This window comes from Streptomyces sp. NPDC057565 (assembly GCF_042801455.1).
Taxonomy (GTDB): Bacteria; Actinomycetota; Actinomycetes; order Streptomycetales; family Streptomycetaceae; genus Streptomyces; species Streptomyces yanii.
The window spans coordinates 437,330-455,295 of record NZ_JBHVFU010000002.1 but is presented as its reverse complement, the minus strand read 5'-3'; the positions used below and the strand labels follow the sequence as shown (position 1 = coordinate 455,295).

12 protein-coding genes are annotated in these 17,966 nt (G+C 67.1%); 8 read left to right on the top strand and 4 right to left on the bottom strand.

The features are described 5' to 3' along the window. The first annotated feature begins 32 nt into the window (after positions 1 to 32). Positions 33 to 1,064, top strand: coding sequence for an alanine racemase (locus ACFU8W_RS06080; RefSeq protein WP_037702122.1), 1,032 nt, complete (start codon positions 33 to 35; stop codon positions 1,062 to 1,064). Positions 1,065 to 1,154: 90 nt separating this feature from the next. On the opposite strand, the gene ACFU8W_RS06075 is transcribed toward ACFU8W_RS06080, so the two are convergent. The 3 genes from ACFU8W_RS06075 to ACFU8W_RS06065 all read right to left on the bottom strand — a co-directional run bounded on the left by ACFU8W_RS06075 (position 1,155) and on the right by ACFU8W_RS06065 (position 5,316). Beyond that, a complete protein-coding gene (locus tag ACFU8W_RS06075; RefSeq protein ID WP_384032643.1) occupies positions 1,155 to 2,681 on the bottom strand; it encodes a glycosyltransferase family 87 protein in 1,527 nt (508 codons plus the stop codon). A 113-nt stretch (positions 2,682 to 2,794) separates the two neighbouring features. After that, positions 2,795 to 5,071, bottom strand: coding sequence for a transglycosylase domain-containing protein (locus ACFU8W_RS06070; RefSeq protein ID WP_384033013.1), 2,277 nt, complete (start codon positions 5,069 to 5,071; stop codon positions 2,795 to 2,797). A 107-nt stretch (positions 5,072 to 5,178) separates the two neighbouring features. Continuing rightward, positions 5,179 to 5,316, bottom strand: a complete 138-nt coding sequence (locus tag ACFU8W_RS06065; protein WP_384032641.1) for a hypothetical protein — start codon at positions 5,314 to 5,316, stop codon at positions 5,179 to 5,181. Between the two features lie 566 nt (positions 5,317 to 5,882). Here ACFU8W_RS06065 and ACFU8W_RS06060 point away from each other — a divergent pair. From ACFU8W_RS06060 to ACFU8W_RS06045, 4 genes are all read left to right on the top strand, one after another. Beyond that, on the top strand, positions 5,883 to 6,590 hold the full coding sequence (locus tag ACFU8W_RS06060; RefSeq protein WP_384032639.1) for a helix-turn-helix transcriptional regulator: 708 nt from the start codon (positions 5,883 to 5,885) through the stop codon (positions 6,588 to 6,590). A 67-nt stretch (positions 6,591 to 6,657) separates the two neighbouring features. After that, positions 6,658 to 7,740, top strand: a complete 1,083-nt coding sequence (locus tag ACFU8W_RS06055) for an inositol-3-phosphate synthase (protein WP_345512692.1) — start codon at positions 6,658 to 6,660, stop codon at positions 7,738 to 7,740. A 132-nt stretch (positions 7,741 to 7,872) separates the two neighbouring features. Beyond that, positions 7,873 to 9,141 carry an MFS transporter gene (locus ACFU8W_RS06050; protein ID WP_384032636.1) on the top strand — a complete coding sequence of 423 codons (1,269 nt, stop codon included), beginning with the start codon at positions 7,873 to 7,875 and terminating at the stop codon, positions 9,139 to 9,141. Positions 9,142 to 9,386: 245 nt separating this feature from the next. Continuing rightward, positions 9,387 to 9,743: a hypothetical protein gene (locus ACFU8W_RS06045; protein ID WP_384032635.1), complete on the top strand. Its 357-nt coding sequence runs from the start codon at positions 9,387 to 9,389 to the stop codon at positions 9,741 to 9,743. Positions 9,744 to 9,862: 119 nt separating this feature from the next. Here the strand turns inward: ACFU8W_RS06045 and ACFU8W_RS06040 are convergent, their stop codons facing one another. Then, the gene (locus ACFU8W_RS06040; protein ID WP_384032633.1) at positions 9,863 to 11,305 is read right to left on the bottom strand and encodes a CCA tRNA nucleotidyltransferase; all 1,443 of its coding nucleotides are present in this window, start codon (positions 11,303 to 11,305) and stop codon (positions 9,863 to 9,865) included. A gap of 183 nt (positions 11,306 to 11,488) precedes the next feature. Here ACFU8W_RS06040 and ACFU8W_RS06035 point away from each other — a divergent pair, with 183 nt between their 5' ends. The 3 genes from ACFU8W_RS06035 to ACFU8W_RS06025 all read left to right on the top strand — a co-directional run bounded on the left by ACFU8W_RS06035 (position 11,489) and on the right by ACFU8W_RS06025 (position 17,843). Continuing rightward, positions 11,489 to 13,786, top strand: a complete 2,298-nt coding sequence (locus ACFU8W_RS06035) for a DUF6049 family protein (protein ID WP_384032631.1) — start codon at positions 11,489 to 11,491, stop codon at positions 13,784 to 13,786. 49 nt (positions 13,787 to 13,835) lie between these two features. Continuing rightward, positions 13,836 to 15,992, top strand: a complete 2,157-nt coding sequence (murJ, locus tag ACFU8W_RS06030) for a murein biosynthesis integral membrane protein MurJ (RefSeq protein ID WP_384032629.1) — start codon at positions 13,836 to 13,838, stop codon at positions 15,990 to 15,992. Between the two features lie 129 nt (positions 15,993 to 16,121). After that, entirely contained in the window at positions 16,122 to 17,843 is a 1,722-nt protein-coding gene (locus ACFU8W_RS06025; RefSeq protein WP_384032627.1) for a serine/threonine protein kinase, read from the top strand. The last annotated feature ends 123 nt before the right edge of the window (positions 17,844 to 17,966 follow it).

Below are 17,966 nucleotides of genomic sequence, written 5' to 3'. Positions count from 1 at the left end.
ACCGCAGCCACCAGAAAGGTTCCGGACCGGCCATGGCGCTCTCCCTCTACGTCGACACCGCGCGCTGGCGGGCGCACCAGAAATCCGTCCTCGACCAGTTCCCCGGGCTCGTCCCGGTCTGCAAGGGCAACGGATACGGCTTCGGTCACGAGCGACTCGCGGACGAGGCGATCCGCTTCGGCTCCGACACACTCGCCGTCGGCACCACCTACGAGGCAGCCCGCATAAAGGACTGGTTCAGCGGCGATCTGCTGGTCCTCACCCCGTTCCGGCGGGGTGAGGAGCCCGTACCGCTGCCCGACCGTGTCATCCGGTCGGTCTCCTCCGTGGACGGCGTGCACGCGCTGGTGGGCGCCCGGGTCGTCATCGAGTGCATGAGCTCGATGAAGCGTCACGGCGTCAAGGAGGAGGAGCTGGGTCAGCTGCACGCCGCCATCGAGGACGTGCGTCTCGAAGGCTTCGCGCTGCACCTGCCGCTGGACCGCACCGACGGCTCGGACGCGGTCGAGGAGGTCATCGGCTGGATGGACCGCCTCCGCGCCGCCCGGCTGCCGCTGCACACCATGTTCGTCAGCCATCTGCGCGCCGAGGAACAGGCCCGGCTGCAGCAGCAGTTCCCGCAGACCCGCTTCCGCGCCCGGATCGGCACACGGCTGTGGCTCGGCGACCACGACGCGACGGAGTACCGGGGGGCCGTCCTCGACGTCACGCGCGTCGCCAAGGGTGACCGTTTCGGCTACCGCCAGCAGAAGGCCGCCTCCGACGGCTGGCTGGTGGTCGTCGCCGGCGGCACGTCGCACGGCGTGGGCCTGGAGGCCCCGAAGGCGCTGCACGGGGTGATGCCGCGTGCCAAGGGCGTCGCCCGCGCGGGCCTGGCCACCGTCAACCGGAATCTGTCGCCCTTCGTCTGGGCGGGCAAGCAGCGCTGGTTCGCCGAGCCGCCCCACATGCAGGTGTCGATCCTGTTCGTGCCCGCGGACGCACAGGAACCGAAGGTCGGCGACGAACTGGTGGCCCATCTGCGCCACACGACCACCCAGTTCGACCGCCTCGTCGACCGCTGAGACACCGGGCCGGACGGCACGACGACCGGCCCCCACGACCGATGGGGCCAGGGCCTCGCCAAGGGTTTCGCGCCCTTGACGAGGCCCTGTTCAGTCCGCGGCCGGTCCAGGTGGCCCTGTTCGGCCTGTGACCGGGCCGTGCGTCCCGCCCCACTCCACCCGCGGCCCCTCGACCGCGGGTGCCGCGTGCCGCGGCGGATGCGCCGCCGCATGCCCGAGCACGAAGACGTCCTCGGCGCCGTCGAACACCCCTCCCGACGGATCGTCCGAACCGTCCCTGCGTACGACGTCCCGCTCCGGCATCAGAATGTCCCGTACGACGACGGCGCAGAGGTAGAGCGTGCCCAGCAGATGCAGGGCGATCGCCACCTGGTAGCCCTCCGTCGGCAGTCCCTGGTGCTTGTCGCCGCTCGTCGTGTACGCGAGGTACATCCAGATCCCGAGGAAGTACATGACCTCGCACGCCTGCCAGATCAGGAAGTCCCGCCACCGCGGCCTGGCCAGCGCGGCAAGAGGGATCAGCCACAGCACGTACTGCGGCGAGTAGACCTTGTTGGTGAGAATGAACGCCGCGACGACAAGAAGGACCAGCTGGGCGAAGCGGGGCCGGCGCGGGGCCATCAGCGTCAGCATCAGGATGCATGCGCAGAGGAAGAGCGTCAGCAGCGTCGATACGGTGTTCACCGTGCCGACCGGAATGGAAATGCCGGTGCGCTGCGAGATGATCAGCCAGAACGACCCGAAGTCGAGCGGCCGGTCGTGGCTGAACGTGTAGAACTTCTTCCACCCCTCGGGCGCGAACACCATCACCGGCAGGTTCACCACCAGCCATGATGCGGCCGCGCCGAGTGTCGCCACGAAGAACTCCCGCCATTTGCCCGCCCGCCAGCTGAGCACGAAGACTGCCCCCAGCAGGAATATGGGATAGAGCTTCGCGGCCGTGGCGAGGCCGATGAGGATGCCGAACGCCAGCGTCCGCTGCCGGGACCACATGAGCATCGCCGCGGCCGTCAGCGCGACGGCCAGCAGGTCCCAGTTGATCGTCGCGGTGAGCGCAAAGGCGGGCGCGAGGGCGACCAGCAGTCCGTCCCACGGACGGCGCCGGTGGGTACGGGCGACACACACCGCCATGACCGCGGTGCAGATCAACAGCATGCCCGCGTTGACCATCCAGTACATCTGCTCGCGGTACTGGATGGAGCCACCGGGTGTCAGCCAGGCCGCGACCTGCATGAACAACCCGGTCAGGACGGGGTACTCCAGGTACTGCATGTCACCGCTCAGCCGGTCGAAGTACGGCACGAGACCGTCCGCGAAACCACGTCCGACGAAGAGGTGCGGAATATCGGAGTAGCAGGCATGCGTGTACTGCGAGCTGGCGCCCCTGAACCACGCCCAGTTGTAACAGGGCACTTTCTGCACCATGCCGAGCGCGAACATGCCGATCGCCACCAGGGCGACGACACGCACAGGCGTGAGGGGGCCGGATCCGAGCCGCGCCCAGCGTCCCGACCGCCCGCCGATCAGCTCGCTGCCGGCCGCGGCGATCTCGTCCTGGTGCGTGGGCCGAACGACGGGCCGTTCCTGGTGCACGCTCGTGTCTTCTGCGCTTGGCATGCCGCACATCCTGCCGTACGGGGCTGTGGAAACGGCGAGGGCCGCCGCACCGAGTGGTGCGGCGGCCCTCGTGGCTTTCTTCCGGCCGCGCCTATTGGCCGGCCCTTCGGTCGCTATCCGGTCGTACCTCCGAAGAAACCGCCATTGCCGTTCCCGTTGCCGTTCCCGTTGCCCCCGCCACCTGTCGAGGTCCCCGGAGACGTAGTCCCGTCGGTCGGAGTGGGAGTTCCGCCTCCGCCGGCACCGGCCGAGTTGCCTCCGTTGCCGTTCCCGCAATTCCAGTCCCACGCCCCGCAGCTGCCGCTCGGGTCGGGCGTGGGGGAGGAGGGAGTCATCGAAGGAGACTTGGACGGCCTACCGGAGGGCGTCTGCGACGGCACGATGCTCGGCGTCGGCGACGGGCTCTTCGCGCCGCCCCCGTAGAGCGTCTCGCCCCACGGCTCCGGCTTCGGGAAGGTCAGGACGTCCGTCCCCTCCAGCGCGTCGGCCATGTAGTCGTGCCAGATCTGGGCCGGGAACGAGGCACCGTGGATCGTCTGCTCGCCACCCGTGCCGTACATCTTCTCGAACTCACGGTTCTTGTGCTTCTCGTTGTCGTCCAGCCGGTACATGCTGATGGCGGTCGACAGCTGCGGGGTGTACCCCACGAACCAGGCGGACTTGTTGTCGTCCGTCGTACCCGTCTTGCCCGCGACATCACGGCCGGGGAGCTTGGCAGGCGTGCCGGTCCCGTGCTCGACGACGTTCTTCAGGACGTCGGTGACGTTGTCGGCGATGATGTTGCTGAAGGCGCGCTTGTTGACCTTCTTGTGCTGGTAGATGACCTCACCGCGGTGCTTGACCTCGGTGACCGAGTACGGGTCGTGCTGCATCCCGCTGGTGGCGAAGGTGCCGTACGCCCCCGCCATCCGGATCGCACTCGGCTGGGACGTACCGATGGAGAACGACGGAACGGTCGCGTCCGCCATGTACCTGTCGTCACGCAGACCCGCGGCAACGGCGACGTCCTTCACCTTGTCGGTACCGACGTCCATGCCGAGTTGGACGTACGGAGAGTTGGCGGACCATTGCATGGCCTCGCGAAGGGTGATGTTCCCCCTCGACTCATGGCCGTCGTTGCTCTGCAGCCACTCCTTGCCGTTCTCGTCGGTCCAGGTCTCACCGTTGTACTTCTTGATCTTCAGTCGGTCGTCGGCGTTGTAGATGCTCTTCGGGGAGACCAGCATGCGCTGGGACTCGTCCTGGTCCGGCGGGCCCGACGGGTCCCGCTTGCCGTACTGCATGGCGGCCGCCAGCACGAACGGCTTGAAGGTCGAACCCACCTGCGCACCGGTGGTGTCGGCGTTGTTGGTGTAGTGAGTCGTCGCGTCCTGACCGCCGTAGATCGCGGCGATGGCTCCGGTCTCCGGATCCACCGACGCGCCACCGAACTGAACGTGCGTGTCCGTCTTGGGACGCGCCTTCGGATCGATCTTCTTGTCGTAGACCTTCTTGACCGCGGCGTTGAGCTTCTCGACCTTGTTCTTGTCGAACGTGGTGTGGATTTCGTAGCCGCCCTGAGCGAGCTTCTCCGCCGTGACGCCCTGGGTGTTGTTGTTGAGGAAGTTCGCCTTGGCGAGGTCCACGAGATAGCCGATCTGACCACCCAGTTGCGCGTTCAGCCGAGGCTTCTGCGGCATGGGGAACGTCCTGTACTTGTCACGTTCCGCCTGTGTCATCCGACCGTCCTTCACCTCTTCGTCGAGGATCCAGGCCCAGCGCTTCTTCGCCCGGTACAGGTTCTTCGCCGCAGTGGCCTGCTCACGATCGATCTCGGGCGCGCCCGCCGGGTCGTAGTAGGTCGCACCCTTGAGCAGCGTGGCCAGGAAGGCGCACTGGCTCGGGTCGAGATCCTTGGCGTCCTTGTCGTAGTAAGTACGCGCCGCGGCCTGAATCCCCGATGCACCTCGCCCGTAGTACGAGATGTTGAGGTAGCCGGCCATGATCTTGCGCTTGGACTCCGTCTTGCCGACCTTGAGCGTGATGAAGAGTTCCTCGAACTTCCGGCTCAGGGTCTGTTCCTGGTTGAGGCGCGAGTTCTTCACGTACTGCTGGGTGATCGTCGAGCCACCCTGGGTCTCGCCGCCCTTGGCCATGTTGTAGAAGGCCCGGGCGATACCCATGGGGTCGATGCCCTTGTCCGTCTCGAACGACTTGTTCTCCGCTGAGATGACGGCGTTGCGCATCGCTGCGGGAATCTGCTCGTAGTCGATGATCTGACGGTTGGTCTCGCCACCCGTGGCAATCATCTGCTTGCCGTTCTTCCAGTAGTAGACGTTGTTCTCCGCCTTGGCGGCAGCCTTCACGTCGGGCTTCCCGACCATCGCGTATGCCAGCCCGGCAACGCCCATGAGAAGGCCGAGGAAGCCGATACACAGGCTCGAGACCAGCTTCCAGGACGGCACCCAGCGCCGCGCTCCGTACTTGCCGGCGCGCGGGTAGTCGATGAAGCGCTTCTTCACAGGACGCTGACTGCCGCGCCCGCGGCCCCGGCCGGGGCCCTCGTACCCGTCGCCACCACCGCCGCGGCGTCGGCCACCCCCGCCGCCATGACCCGCGCCACCTCCCTCGGCGGCACGCCGGCTTCCGCTTCCACGCTGGGCGGCTCGTCTGGCCGCAGCACGCCCGCCGTACGGACTCTCGTCGCCGTACGAACCGGAAGGTGACTCAGTACTTACTCCGTGTGACGGTGCTGCGCGGCGTCCTGAGGACTGCTGGGCGGCTCGTCTGGCCGCGGCACGCCCGCCACCTTGCGGTTGCTGCGTCTTGCGACGGTGCTCGCTCATCGAACGACTACTCCTCGGGCAGGCGAGAGCGCCTGGAAGCGGCAGTTGAGATCCGGTCCCCCCGAATTACGGACGGACCCTGCGACAGGCTCATCCGCAGTGCGTCCGGTCAGTCCGCGACGACTGACGCTCGGGGGCGTCGCGCGGTTCCCGGTGGTCTGCATGCCGCACAGACTACGCACGGTCAAAACCCACCTAGAGCCCGAGTTCACCCCAAATCACGCAAGTCGCTTCCTACGAATTGGTGATGTGACGCCGTTCACGATGACCCCCCTTGTCGCATCGCGGTGAGCGATCTATCGTCATGATGTATCGAGTCGATACATCAGCCCGGCATAGGGCTCCGCGAGAGCATCCGGAGAAGGAGGAGGCGAAGTTGAGCAGACGCTCCGGCATCCTCGAATTCGCCGTACTCGGCCTGCTCCGCGAATCCCCCATGCACGGGTACGAACTGCGCAAACGCCTCAACACCTCGTTGGGGATCTTCCGCGCCTTCAGCTACGGCACCCTCTACCCCTGCCTCAAGACGCTGGTAGCCAGCGGCTGGTTGATCGAGGAACCGGGAAACGGTCCGGCAGAGGTTCCACCCGCCGGCGGACGGGCGGTCGCCCCTGCCTCTTCATTGGCGGGACGCCGCGCCAAGATCGTCTACCGGCTGACGGCAGAAGGTAAGGAGCACTTCGAGGAGCTGCTCTCGCACACCGGCCCCGACTCCTGGGAGGACGAGCACTTCGCAGCCCGCTTCGCCTTCTTCGGACAGACGGAGCACGAGGTGCGGATGCGCGTCCTGGAAGGCCGCCGCAGCCGGCTGGAGGAGCGCCTGGAAAAGATGCGCGCCTCCCTGGCACGCACCCGCGAACGACTCGACGACTACACGCTTGAGCTGCAGCGACACGGCATGGAATCCGTGGAGCGCGAAGTGCGCTGGCTGAACGAGCTCATCGAAAGCGAGCGGTCGGGACGGGATCAGCGACGATCCTCGCCCGAGGGCTCCGCTCAGCAGAACACAGCAGGGGAGACGGACGGCCTGCCCCGGCACCGGGGTCATACCCCGCCGGATCCGTCCGACGACACCGCCAAGTGAGGTCCCGGCACTTCCGCAGGGCCTTCATAGGAATCACCAAGAACACTCAACACAGGGAGCAACCGGAATGGGTTCGGTTCGCGTAGCCATCGTCGGCGTGGGCAACTGCGCCGCCTCGCTGGTGCAGGGCGTCGAGTACTACAAGGACGCCGATCCGGCCGGCAAGGTGCCCGGTCTGATGCACGTCCAGTTCGGCGACTACCACGTGCGTGACGTCGAGTTCGTCGCCGCCTTCGATGTCGACGCGAAGAAGGTCGGCCTCGACCTCGCGGACGCCATCGGTGCCAGCGAGAACAACACCATCAAGATCGCCGACGTTCCGAACACCGGCGTGACCGTCCAGCGCGGCCACACCCACGACGGCCTGGGCAAGTACTACCGCCAGACCATCGAGGAGTCCACCGAGGCCCCGGTCGACGTCGTCCAGGTCCTCAAGGACAAGCAGGTCGACGTCCTCGTCTGCTACCTGCCCGTCGGTTCCGAGGTCGCTGCGAAGTTCTACGCGCAGTGCGCCATCGACGCCAAGGTCGCGTTCGTCAACGCCCTCCCGGTCTTCATCGCCGGCACCAAGGAGTGGGCGGACAAGTTCACCGAGGCCGGTGTCCCGATCGTCGGCGACGACATCAAGTCCCAGGTCGGCGCCACCATCACGCACCGCGTGATGGCGAAGCTCTTCGAGGACCGGGGCGTCATCCTGGACCGCACGATGCAGCTGAACGTCGGCGGCAACATGGACTTCAAGAACATGCTCGAGCGTGAGCGCCTGGAGTCCAAGAAGATCTCCAAGACGCAGGCCGTCACCTCCCAGATCCGTGACCGCGAGCTCGGTGCGGACAACGTCCACATCGGTCCGTCGGACTACGTGGCCTGGCTGGACGACCGCAAGTGGGCGTACGTGCGCCTCGAGGGCCGCGCCTTCGGTGACGTTCCGCTGAACCTGGAGTACAAGCTCGAGGTCTGGGACTCCCCGAACTCCGCCGGTGTCATCATCGACGCCGTGCGCGCCGCGAAGATTGCCAAGGACCGTGGCATCGGTGGCCCGATCCTCTCCGCGTCCTCCTACTTCATGAAGTCCCCGCCGGTCCAGTACTTCGACGACGAGGCCCGCGAGAACGTCGAGAAGTTCATCAACGGCGACGTCGAGCGCTGACACGACCGGCAACGGCGTGTGACCGTGGCAGGGCGATGAGCGGCAACGCTTCTCCTCTTCCGCTCTTCCGCCTCGTTGAGGGTCCCCGGGCAATCCGCCCGGGGACCCTCAACGTATGTGACCCTTGCCCATATGCCCGTCGTACGTGATCTGCGCGTACTCCTGCGCCTTCGGAACTTCCGTCGCCTGCTGGCCGTACGGCTCCTCTCCCAGTGCGCCGACGGCGTCTATCAGGTCGCCCTCGCCGCGCACGTCGTCTTCTCCCCGGAGAAGCAGACATCAGCGGCGGCCATCGCCTCCGCGATGGCTGTGCTGCTGCTGCCGTACTCGCTCATCGGCCCCTTCGCCGGTGTCCTGCTGGACCGCTGGCCGCGCCGCCAGGTCTTCCTGTACGGCAATCTGCTGCGCGCAGCCCTCGCCTGCTGCACTGCCCTGCTGATCCTCGGCACCGCACCCGACTGGCTCTTCTACGCCTCCGCGCTGTGCGTCACCGCAGTGAACCGCTTCGTGCTGGCGGGACTCTCGGCCGCGCTGCCGCGGGTCGTCGACAGGGACCGGCTGGTCATGGCCAACTCGCTCTCACCGACAGCGGGCACGCTCGCCGCCACGGCGGGCGGCGGCCTCGCCTTCGCCGTACGCCTCGTGGCTGCGGACTCGGATGCCGCAGTGGTGTTGCTGGGCGCGGGGCTCTACCTCGCCTCGGCACTGGCCTCTCTGCGCCTCGCCACCCAACTCCTCGGACCGGACAGGAACGGCAGCCCTCTCCGGCTGAGGGACGCGCTGGCCACCACCGCGCACGGGCTCGTCGACGGGCTGCACCATCTGGCGAAACGGACTGACGCGGCAAAGGCACTGGCCGCCATGACAGTGATCCGGTTCTGCTACGGGGCTCTGACCGTGATGGTGCTGATGCTGTGCCGGTATGCCTGGTCCGACAGCGAATCCGGCGGTCTGGCCCTGCTCGTACTGGCCGTGGGCGCCTCGGGGGCGGGATTCTTCGCGGCGGCCGTGCTGACGCCCTGGGCGGTCGGACGGCTCGGCCGGTTCCGCTGGATAGCGACGTGTGCCGCCGCGGCTGCCGTCCTCGAACCCGCGCTCGGGCTGTGGTTCACCCCCCAACCGATGCTGGTCGCGGCGTTCGTCCTCGGAGCCGTCACTCAGGGAGCGAAGATCGCGACGGACACGGTGGTGCAGACCGCGGTGGACGACTCATTCCGCGGTCGCGTCTTCTCCCTGTACGACGTGCTGTTCAACGTCTCCTTTGTGGGCGCTGCCGCGGTAGCCGCTGTGGCTCTGCCTCCTGACGGGAAGTCGGCCACAGTGGTGATCGGGCTTGCGCTGCTCTACGGGATCGTCGCCGTGACGATGTTCCGGTGGAGCCGTGTCAGTGAAGTGCTATAGCGTGCGCGCGTCAAAAGAAAAGCGAGCGCACGATCCACGGGGGTATCCGCATGACCTATCCGCCTCAGCAAAGCCCTGGACCATACGGGCAACAGCCTCAACAGCCGTTCCCACCCCAACAGCCCACGTACGGCCATCCGCAACAGCAGCCGTATCCGCCGCATCAGGGTCAGCCGCCGTACGGCGGCCACCCCGGTGGACCCCCGGCCCAGGGCATGCCCCCACAAGGCCCGCCGCCTCAGAACATGTCCGGTGGCAAGAAGGCTTTCCTGGCGGTGCGCAACATCGTCATCATCGTGGTGGCGCTCGGCGCCCTCGCGGGTCTGAAGTTCGGCTGGGACAAGATATTCGAGTCGGACGCCAAGGCTGCCTCGGTCGGAGACTGCCTGCAGAACAAGGGCTCCAACATCAGCCCGGACATGACGTCGACCGACTGCAGCTCGTCGGCAGCCGAGTACAAGGTGGCCGAGGTGCACGACGACACCACCGAGACGGACCTGTGCGACGCCAAGAAGTACGTCGCCTACACCGAGACCTCCGGCAGCCGTAAGAGCCGGACCAGTGTGGTTCTCTGCCTGACGCCGATGAAGTCGACGGGCTGACCTTCTTCCGCGACAGATACCGACAGTCGCACCGAGGGGCGTTGTTTCACGTGAAACAACGCCCCTCTACACATCCGGTCGCGGTCATGTTTCACGTGAAACATGACCGCGGTTCACCCTCAGCTCTGCTCGGCCCACCACTTCTTGAGCTCCGAGACGGCCACGTCATGCCCCATCGGACCGTTCTCCAGTCGCATTTCCAGCAGGAACGCGTACGCCTTGCCGATCACCGGTCCAGGGCCGACGCCCAGTGTCTTCATGATCTCGTTGCCGTCCAGGTCGGGCCGGATGGCGTCCAGCTCCTCCTGTTCCTTCAACTGTGCGATGCGCTCCTCAAGCGCGTCATAGGTGCGCGAGAGTGCGCCGGCCTTGCGCTTGTTCCGCGTCGTGCAGTCCGAGCGCGTCAGCTTGTGCAGCCGCTCCAGCAGCGGGCCCGCATCCCGCACATACCGGCGGACGGCGGAGTCGGTCCACTCGCCGTCGCCATAGCCGTGGAAGCGCAGATGCAGCTCCACCAGCTTCGCGACGTCCTTGACCGTGTCATTGGAGTACTTGAGCTCCGTCATGCGCTTCTTGACCATCTTGGCGCCCACCACTTCGTGGTGATGGAACGAGACGCGTCCGTCCTTCTCAAAGCGCCGGGTCCGCGGCTTACCGATGTCATGGAGCAGCGCGGCAAGCCGCAGAGTCAGGTCGGGGCCGTCTTCCTCCAGGTCGATCGCCTGCTCCAGCACGGTCAGCGAGTGCTCGTAGACGTCCTTGTGGCGGTGATGCTCGTCACTCTCCAGCCGCAGCGCGGGCAGCTCCGGCAGCACCTGCTGCGCCAGTCCCGTATCGACCAGGAGTGCCAGTCCCTTGCGGGCGTGCGCGGAGAGCAGCAGCTTGTTGAGTTCCTCACGGACCCGCTCGGCGGAGACAATCTCGATACGGCCAGCCATCTCCGTCATCGCAGTGATGACATCAGAAGCAACCTCGAAGTCCAGCTGCGCTGCGAAGCGCGCGGCACGCAGCATGCGCAGGGGGTCGTCGGAGAAGGACTCCTCGGGTGTCCCGGGGGTGCGCAGCACTCGCTCCGCCAGGTCCTCCAGACCGCCGTGCGGGTCGATGAATTCCTTCTCCGGCAGCGCGACGGCCATGGCGTTGACCGTGAAGTCGCGGCGTACGAGGTCCTCCTCGATGGAGTCGCCGTAGGAGACCTCGGGCTTGCGCGAAGTCCTGTCGTACGCCTCCGACCGGTACGTGGTGACTTCGATCTGGTAGCCGTTCTTCTGGCAGCCCACTGTGCCGAAGGCGATACCGACCTCCCACACCGAGTCGGCCCATGGACGCACGATCTTCAGTACGTCCTCGGGCCGGGCGTCTGTGGTGAAGTCCAGGTCGTTCCCGAGCCTGCCGAGAAGCGCGTCCCGGACCGAGCCACCGACCAGGGCCAGACTGAATCCGGCATCCTGGAATCGGCGGGCAAGGTCGTCGGCGACCGGGGAGACCCGCAGCAGTTCACTGACTGCGCGATGCTGCACCTGGGTCAGGGCACTGGAATTCTCTTCATTGGCGTTCGGCACAACAGAAAAGGGTACGTGCCCGGACCGGCCCGGGCGTCATCGTTTCTCCTCGCCCTGCAAGACTCTCCCGATCATGTAGCGCACACCCGAGCACTTAGCCCCCGCGCACATCGTTACCATGCGGGGACGCAGCAACCGACAACCATCGACAGCAGCTGACGACGACGAGGGACGGGTAGGCGCGTGGCCGAGGCGGCAGACATCCAGGGGATCAGTCCTTCTCCTGCCCGCCGGTGGCTGCGGCGCGCAGCATCCTTGGTGGTCGCAGCGCCGCTCGTGGCAGCGCTACTGGCCGGCACGGCCGCGCCCACGGCGCAGGCCGACGTGGCGAGCAAGGCTCCCACCGGCTCCAGCACCGTCGATGTGTCCCTGGACACCCTGGCTCCCAGCGCACCGGTCAAGGGGGACACGCTCACCGTCTCCGGCACGCTGACCAACAGGAGCAAGGAATCGGTCACCGACGCCCGGGTCGATCTGCGTGTCGGGCCGAGGCTCTTCGGCAGGACATCCATCGACGCTGCCGCGGAGCGCACCGGGTACGTGCCCGGAAGCGATCCGGCAGCGATCGGCGGTAAGTACACGGTGGAATTCGCGAAGCTCCCTTCAGGCATCAGCCAGGACTTCACGCTGTCCGTGCCCGTCGACAAGCTGGAGCTCGACGACGCAGGTGTCTACCAATTCGGTGTCTCCCTGTCCGGGCGGACCGCCCGCGCCCCGTACGAGCAGGTGCTCGGAATCCAGCGCACCTTCCTTCCCTGGCAGGCGGAGGAGAGCGATTCCAAGACCCATCTCACCTATCTCTGGCCGCTGATCGCATCCGCCCATGTCACTGCCGAGACCGGCTCGGACGAGCAGCAGACACCGGTCTTCGCCGATGACGACCTGGCGGCCGAGATCGCTCCGGGCGGTCGCCTCGACCAGATGGTCTCGCTGGGCAGCCAGCTGCCCGTCACCTGGGTGATCGACCCGGATCTGCTGGCCGGCGTCGATGCGATGGCGAGGAATTACCGCGTCAAGGTCGGCGACACCACCGTGCCCGGGAAGAATCAGGCCGTTGCCAAGCGGTGGCTCAGCTCACTGGAAAAGGCAGTGGCGGACGGCAAGGTCGTGGCGCTGCCTTTCGCCGATCCGGATCTTGCGTCCATCGCGCACCGCGGGAAGAACGTCTCGGGGACCCTCAGCCACCTGCAGACCGCCACCGAGGTGGCCGGCACGACGGTGGAGACGATCCTGCACGTGAAACCGTCCACCGACTTCGCATGGCCGGTAGACGGCGCGATCGATCCTTCGATCGTCGATGTCGCCACGTCGGCCGGTGCCCACAACGTGATCGCCCGCAGCGACAGCCTCCAGGAAACAGGGAAACTGCCGTACACACCGACCGCGGCCCGGCCGATCGGTGGCGGTACCACCGCCGTCGTGGCCGACTCCCGGCTCTCCAAGGCCTTCGAGGGAGACATGTCGCATGCGGAGGATTCCACTCTCGCCGTTCAGAAGTTCCTCGCCACAACCCTCGCGCTGACCGAGCAGGACACGGACACCGAGCGCAGCATCGTCGTCGCACCACAACGGATGCCGACCGCCGCTCAGGCGTCGTCGATGGCACACGCCCTGCAAGCCCTCGACGGGGAACGGTGGACGCAGCCTCTCGACCTCGTGAGCGCGGCCGAGGCCGAGCCCGACGCCCGGGCGACGACGAGGGTCCCCGGGACCTCCCAGTACCCGAAGCGGCTTCGTAGCCAGGAGCTGCCCACCCAAGCCTTCCAGGACATCAAGTCCACCCAGGTCTCGCTGGGCAGCTTCCAGGTCATCCTCACTCAGCCGGAGCGGGTGGTGACCCCCTTCGGCAACGCGATCAACCGGGCCGTGTCGACGTCGTGGCGCGGCAGGCCGCTGGCGGCACAGCAGTACCGGGACTCGGTGCGCACCTATCTGCAGGGCCTCATCAACGAAGTGCAGCTCATTTCGAAGTCGGACGTCACGTTGTCCGGCCGCAGCGCCACGATCCCGGTGACCGTGCAGAACAGGCTCTTGCAGGGTGTTGATCATCTGGAGCTCCGGCTGAAGTCGGAGAATCCGACGCGGCTCAGGCTGAACAACGGCGGCGCGGTGGCCGAGCAGCCGATCCGAATCGCCGGTGGCCACAGCCAGTCCGTGAAGTTCGACGCAGCTGCGAATGCCAACGGCCAGGTACAGGTTGTGGCACAGCTGTACACCGAGGACGACATGCCGTACGGCGAAGAGATGACCTTCACGGTAAAGGTCTCCGAGGTCACACCGACCGTGTTGCTGGTGATCGCCGGCGGGCTTCTGCTGCTGGTCCTCGCAGGCATCAGGATGTACACCCATCGCAAGCGTGCCAACGCAAGCGACCCGGCCGGAGACGGTGGCGGTGAACCCGAGCAGCCGAGTGACCCGACGCCGGACACCGGTCCGGAAAACGGGGAGCCGTCAGGCGCGGGTGAGAAAGTAGACCGTTGAGCGATGTCTGTCGTGGCCGGTCGGCCGGGGACGATGAGGTGGGGTTTCGATGAACGCGCCGTACGACGGTGACCGTGGTCAGGGTGCGGGCGGAGATGGTTCTTCCGGTGGCCCCCCGATGCCACCTGGCCCGGGCCAGGTGCCGCTGCCGCCCGACCCGTACCTTCAGGACGCGTACGACCGCGACCCTTACCGCGCTCAGGATCTGTCCGCCCAGGACCCGGTGACCGAGGCACTGTACGACCGCGCCGCCCACCCGCCGCCACCCCCTGGCACGTACCAGCCGCCGCAGCCGCTCTACCAGCAGCCGCCTGCGGCGCAGTACGCCCCCGATCCACGCATCTGGGCGCAGACCCCGCCGCCCGAGCCCGACGGCCCCTCCCGGTACCTGCCGTACGGGGACGACGCGGCGACCACGCAATTCGTCGGTGTGGACGACCTCGTCACCCAGGCGTCCGAGCACCACGAGCAACCGGACGCATTTGCTCACCTGTTCCGGGACCAGGAGGGCCCGGCCGGGTCCCCCGCTCCGTCCGAGCCAGAACCGGCCCCGGCGCCCGCCCCGCCGAAGTCCGGCGGCCGCGCCTCGGGCCTGCTGAAGTCCAGCGCGGTGATGGCGGCCGGCACACTCGTGTCCCGTCTTACCGGCTTCGTCCGCAGCCTGGTGATCACCGCCGCGCTGGGTGCGGCGCTGCTCGGTGACAGCTTCACCATCGCCTACACGCTGCCGACGATGATCTACATCCTCACTGTGGGTGGCGGGCTCAACTCGGTCTTCGTTCCTCAGCTCGTCCGTTCCATGAAGGATGACGAGGACGGCGGCGAGGCGTACGCCAACCGCCTGCTCACGCTCGTCATGGTCGCGCTCGGCGTGATCGTCGCGATCGCGGTCTTCGCTGCTCCCCTGCTGATCCATCTGATGTCGAGCACGATCGCGAACGATCCGGCGGCCGACAATGTGGCCACCACCTTCGCCCGGTACTGCCTGCCGACCATCTTCTTCATGGGCGTGCATGTGGTGATGGGCCAGATCCTCAACGCCCGTGGAAAGTTCGGCGCGATGATGTGGACCCCGGTCCTCAACAACATCGTCATGATCTTCACGTTCGGCATGTTCATCTGGGTCTACGGCACCTCCGCCGAATCCCACATGGGCGTGCAGACGATTCCGCCGGAGGGCGTCCGGCTGCTGGGTATCGGCACACTGCTCGGCCTTGTCGTCCAAGCCCTGGCGATGATTCCGTATCTGCGCGAGGCCGGCTTCCGCTTCCGTCCGCGCTTCGACTGGAAGGGCCACGGACTCGGCAAGACGGTCAAGCTGGCCAAGTGGACCGTTCTGTTCGTCTTCGCCAACCAGGCCGGCGTGCTGGTCGTCACGCAGCTCGCAACCGCCGCCGGTAAGGCTTCCGACAGGAACGGCACGGGATTTCTCGCCTACTCCAATGCACAGCTGATCTGGGGCATGCCTCAAGCGATCATCACCGTCTCGGTCATGGCAGCCCTGCTGCCCCGTATCTCCCGGGCCGCCCACGACGACGACCCCGGCGCGGTCCGCGACGACATCTCTCAGGGGCTGCGCAACTCCGCCGTGGCAATCGTGCCGGTCGCCTTCGCGTTCCTCGCGCTGGGCGTGCCGATGTGCACGCTGCTGTACTCCTCCAGCGGCACCGAGGCTGCCAGGTCCATGGGCTTCATCCTGATGGCGTTCGCCCTCGGTCTCATCCCGTACTCCGTGCAGTACGTGGTGCTCCGTGGCTTCTACGCCTATGAGGACACCCGCACGCCCTTCTACAACACGGTCATCGTCGCCGGGGTCAACGCCGCCGCTTCCGCTCTCTGCTACGTGGTGCTTCCGGCCCAGTGGGCGGTCGTCGGCATGGCGGCTTCGTACGGGCTGGCCTATGCCGTCGGCGTGGGCATCGCCTGGCGCCGACTGCGCAACCGGCTGGGCGGCGACCTGGACGGCGCACACGTCGTCCGTACCTACGCCCGCCTGTGTCTCGCGGCGATCCCTGCGGCGATCCTCGGCGGTGGCGTGGGCTTCGCGCTGCTCCGGGGCCTGGGCGAGGGTGCCTTCGGTTCGCTGATCGCCCTGCTCTGCGGTGGGACCGTGCTGATGGGAGTCTTCTTCATCGCGGCGAAGCGCATGCGGATCGAGGAGATCAACGGCCTGGTCGGGATGGTCCGGGGGCGGCTCGGACGCTGAGGATCAACCGGCCCGCACAACCATCGTCGGCCTCCGTGTGTCGTGCATAGCGCTGGAGTGTGGGCACAATTGGCGTGACTGTGCAGAGCTGGCTGGCATCGCGCAACGGATGGGGAGGCAGGAACGACGGTGGCGGAACGTAGCACGGCTGCCGTCGACGTGGCCGACAACAGCGGTGATGAGCCGCTGGCCGCCAAGGCGGACGAGGCCACGACCGACGGGACGGCAGAAGCCCAGGAATCGGCGGGCACCAGCCCCCAGGACGCAGACGATGAGCGAAGCAGATCGGAGGCCGCCTCGGCGACCCCCGATCTGCACAGCGGCCACAGACTTGCCCAGCGCTACCGACTGGAAGAGTGCGTCACCCGACTGGACGGATTCAGCAGCTGGCGTGCTGTCGACGAGAAACTGCGCCGCGCGGTGGGTGTCCATCTGCTCCCCGCGGACCACCCGCGAGCCCGCTCCGTGCTGGCCGCGGCCCGGTCCTCCGCCCTGCTCGGCGACCCCCGCTTCGTGCAGGTCCTCGACGCGGTCGAGGAGGACGACCTTGTCTACGTCGTCCATGAATGGCTTCCCGACGCCACCGAGCTCACGGCCCTGCTGGCCTCCGGCCCCATGGAGGCTCACGACGCGTACCAGCTGGTCAGCCAGATCTCCCAGGCCATGGCGGCCGCGCACCGCGAGGGCCTCGCGCATCTGAGGCTCACCCCAGGAGCGGTGCTGCGGAGCTCGACCGGTCAGTACCGGATCCGCGGCCTCGCCGTTAACTCCGCCCTGCGGGGCATCACCGCAGAGCGTCCGCAGCGCACGGACACGGAGGCGATCGGCGCCCTGCTCTACGCCGCGCTGACACAACGCTGGCCGTACGAGAACGACGCGTACGGTCTCTCCGGACTGCCCAAGGGCGTGGGGCTGATCGCCCCCGACCAGGTGCGGGCCGGCGTACACCGCGGTCTCTCCGAGCTCGCCATGCGCGCCCTGGCCAACGACGGCGCCACCGCGTCCCGGCAGGAACAGCCGTGCACCACCCCGGACGAGCTCGCCAAGGCCGTCGCAGCGATGCCGCGCGTCCGCCCGCCCGAGCCCACGTTCACGGCTCCGCCCGAGTACCAGCGGACGACCTACCAGCAGGGCACCTACGGACGTACACCCGCCCGTCCCGGCGCACCCGTGACTCAGCCCGTGATGGCCGTACCCCCGGCGCCGCTCCAGAGCCGCACCGGCAAGGTCCTCAAATGGGCCGTGTCCGCATTGCTGATCGCGGCCCTGGGCCTCGGCAGCTGGCAGCTCGCAGAGACGCTCCTCGACCGCGACAACGACCCGGGGAACCCCGGCAGCACCCAGACCAACCCGGAGAACGGTGACAAGCACGCTCCCGCTCCGCCCAAGCCGCTGCGGATCGCCGAAGCGACGGAGTTCATGCCCGGCGGCTCGGGGATAAAGCAGGAAGACGTGCCCTATGCCGTGGACGGCAAGTCGGACACCGCCTGGGTCACCCCTCAGTACAAGGGCTACGCAAATTTCGGCAACCTCGCGAACCGCAAGCAGGGCAGCGGCATAGTCGTTGACCTCGGCAGTGTGCAGGACGTGAGAGGCATCAAGATCGAGATGTACCGCAGCGGTCAGAAGGCGGAAGTGCTGGCCGCTGACAAGAGCGCATCCGCGCCGTCGTCCCTCGCCGACTTCTCGCAGCGCCTCACGAATCTCGCTACGGCCGGGAACAGCCTGGAGAAGAACCTCGATGAACCGGTGCGAACCCGCTACATCCTGATCCACATCACCGAACTTCCGCCGGATGGGTCAGCGAGCCTCTTCCGCGGCGGCATCTCGGAGATCTCCGTTCTCGGCTGACGGCACAGGCCGACGGGAACGCATCCCGCCCGTCGGCCTGCTGCGCGAGCAGAAACGAATGACTGCAGGACTCATCGGACCGAGCTTCCTCATCTCTCTGACCCCGCTCGCCTGAATCGTGAT